Genomic DNA, 2500 nt, shown 5'->3' with positions numbered 1-2500 from the left:
GAAACCGGGTGATCTAGTCATGGCCAGGGTGAAGGTGCCGTAACAGGTACTGGAGGCCCGAACCCACGTCTGTTGCAAAAGACGGGGATGAGCTGTGATTAGGAGTGAAAAGCTAATCGAACCCGGAGATAGCTGGTTCTCCTCGAAAGCTATTTAGGTAGCGCCTCATATGTATCCTCTCGGGGGTAGAGCACTGTTATGGCTAGGGGGTCATCGCGACTTACCAAACCATTGCAAACTCCGAATACCGAGACGGACTGTATGGGAGACACACGGCGGGTGCTAACGTCCGTCGTGAAAAGGGAAACAACCCAGACCCACAGCTAAGGTCCCAAATTCACTGCTAAGTGGAAAACCATGTGGAAAGGCACAGACAGCCAGGAGGTTGGCTTAGAAGCAGCCACCCTTTAAAGAAAGCGTAATAGCTCACTGGTCGAGTCGGTCTGCGGGGAAGATTTAACGGGGCTAAGCAGTGAACCGAAGCTTGGGGTGTGCATATTTATATGTACGCGGTAGAGGAGCGTTCCGTAAGCCGTTGAAGGTGGATTGAGAAGTCTGCTGGAGGTATCGGAAGTGCGAATGCTGACATGAGTAACGATAATGCGGGTGAAAAACCCGCACGCCGAAAGCCCAAGGTTTCCTTGCGCAACGTTAATCGGCGCAGGGTGAGTCGGCCCCTAAGGCGAGGACGAAAGTCGTAGTCGATGGAAAGCAGGTTAATATTCCTGCACCTCGCGTAAGTGCGATGGAGGGACGGAGAAGGTTAGGCATACCGGGCGTTGGTTGTCCCGGGGAAAGGCGGTAGGTTTGGATCTTTGGCAAATCCGGGATCCTTTAAGACCGAGCACCGAGACGAGCCTTTATGGCGAAGTTGCTGATACCACGCTTCCAGGAAAAGCTCCTAAGCTTCAGCTTACGCAGACCGTACCGTAAACCGACACAGGTGGGTAGGATGAGAATTCTCAGGCGCTTGAGAGAACTCGGGTGAAGGAACTAGGCAACATGGCACCGTAACTTCGGGAGAAGGTGCACCCTTTTTGGTGGCTCGTGCGAGCTATAGCTGAAGAGGGTCGCAGTAACCAGGCCGCTGCGACTGTTTATCAAAAACACAGCACTCTGCAAACACGAAAGTGGACGTATAGGGTGTGACGCCTGCCCGGTGCTGGAAGGTTAATTGATGGGGTCAGCCGCAAGGCGAAGCTCTTGATCGAAGCCCCAGTAAACGGCGGCCGTAACTATAACGGTCCTAAGGTAGCGAAATTCCTTGTCGGGTAAGTTCCGACCTGCACGAATGGCGTAACGACAGCGGCGCTGTCTCCACCCGAGACTCAGTGAAATTGAAATCGCTGTGAAGATGCAGCGTTCCCGTGGCAAGACGGAAAGACCCCGTGAACCTTTACTATAGCTTTACACTGAACGTTGAGTTCGTCTGTGTAGGATAGGTGGGAGGCTATGAAACTGTGGCGCTAGCTGCAGTGGAGCCATCCTTGAAATACCACCCTGTCGTGCTTGACGTTCTAACCTGGGCCCATTATCTGGGTCGGGGACCGTGTATGGTGGGTAGTTTGACTGGGGCGGTCTCCTCCTAAAGAGTAACGGAGGAGCTCGAAGGTACGCTCAGCGCGGTCGGACATCGCGCACTGTGTGCAAAGGCATAAGCGTGCTTGACTGCAAGATCGACGGATCAAGCAGGTAGGAAACTAGGACTTAGTGATCCGGTGGTTCTGTATGGAAGGGCCATCGCTCAACGGATAAAAGGTACTCCGGGGATAACAGGCTGATACCGCCCAAGAGTTCATATCGACGGCGGTGTTTGGCACCTCGATGTCGGCTCATCACATCCTGGGGCTGTAGTCGGTCCCAAGGGTATGGCTGTTCGCCATTTAAAGTGGTACGCGAGCTGGGTTCAGAACGTCGTGAGACAGTTCGGTCCCTATCTGCCATGGGCGTTGGAGATTTGAGAGGGGCTGCTCCTAGTACGAGAGGACCGGAGTGGACGAACCTCTGGTGTTCCGGTTGTCACGCCAGTGGCATTGCCGGGTAGCTATGTTCGGAAGCGATAACCGCTGAAAGCATCTAAGCGGGAAGCGCGCCTCAAGATGAGATCTCCCGGGGCACAAGCCCCCTGAAGGAACCATGTAGACTACGTGGTTGATAGGTCAGGTGTGTAAGTACAGCAATGTATTGAGCTAACTGATACTAATGATCCGAGAGGCTTGACCATATAACCTCAAGTTGCCTTGGCCGACATGACATGTCGATAGATACCAAGTGCACGCTACGTCACAAGACCAAACGAGAGGCAGGCGCTCAGGCGCGTCTCTTTGTAAAGCAGGCCCAAGGCCTGCTCCCTGCAAAGACACGTATCCTGCGGCGACACTCCAACCGCCTCCCTGGTGAAATTAGCGCTATGGAACCACCCGATCCCATCCCGAACTCGGAAGTGAAACGTAGCTGCGCCGATGGTAGTGTGGCCTAAGCCATGCGAGAGTAGGTCATC

The 2500-nt window shown here is 54.0% G+C and carries 2 rRNA genes (1 of these 2 cut by a window edge); both read left to right on the top strand.

What is annotated here, in order from left to right:
• Nucleotides 1–2224: ribosomal RNA gene (locus ACVOLJ_RS20750) — 23S ribosomal RNA — on the top strand (it extends 657 nt beyond the left edge of the window).
• A gap of 168 nt (nucleotides 2225–2392) precedes the next feature.
• A 5S ribosomal RNA gene (gene rrf, locus ACVOLJ_RS20745) occupies nucleotides 2393–2500 on the top strand; the annotation flags it as partial.

Source organism: Stenotrophomonas sp. STEN046 (assembly GCF_056759755.1).
The sequence above is the reverse complement of the archived record's forward strand: the minus strand, read 5'-3'. Positions and strand labels throughout refer to the sequence as shown.